The sequence below is a fragment of the Pseudomonas juntendi genome, assembly GCF_009932375.1.
Lineage (GTDB): Bacteria > Pseudomonadota > Gammaproteobacteria > Pseudomonadales > Pseudomonadaceae > Aquipseudomonas > Aquipseudomonas juntendi.
On sequence record NZ_BLJG01000342.1, the window covers coordinates 1 to 501 of the forward strand.

General features: G+C 54.9%; 1 protein-coding gene and 1 rRNA gene. Both read right to left on the reverse strand.

From position 1 onward, the window contains the following. On the reverse strand, positions 1-94 hold a 94-nt coding region (locus GYA94_RS28385; RefSeq protein WP_161891897.1), incomplete at its 3' end, for a thiamine pyrophosphate-binding protein. Between the two features lie 229 nt (positions 95-323). Beyond that, positions 324-439: ribosomal RNA gene (gene rrf / locus GYA94_RS25730) — 5S ribosomal RNA — on the reverse strand. Positions 440-501: the final 62 nt, after the last annotated feature.

The window sequence follows — 501 nt, forward strand, 5'->3', positions numbered from 1 at the left end:
GCAGGTCGAGGTTTTCCTCGCCAGGGATGCCGAATACATACTCGACACCTTCGTTTTCCAGGCATTGCACAACGACATCGGCGGCCTTGGCCATCTTGCTTGCTACCTCAAGTGATGGGACGGTGGAAGTCCAGAAATGCGCAGCACGGTGCGCTGGCATCGCCAGGTCGAGGGGCAGGGATGCCCCGGACCTAAGCCTTGACGAAGGGTAGCCGAGGGAAAGTCACGCTGTGAGGGCAGTCATATTGTCGGAGCCAGGGACAATGGCGCCACAAAGACAAAACCCCTACCTGCATGCGCAGATAGGGGTTTTGCGAAATGAATCTTGACGATGACCTACTCTCACATGGGGAAACCCCACACTACCATCGGCGATGCATCGTTTCACTGCTGAGTTCGGGATGGGATCAGGTGGTTCCAATGCTCTATGGTCGTCAAGAAATTCTGTAGCCAGAATGTCCAGATGGACAGCCCAGCGAATTCGGATATGTGATGTTTGTG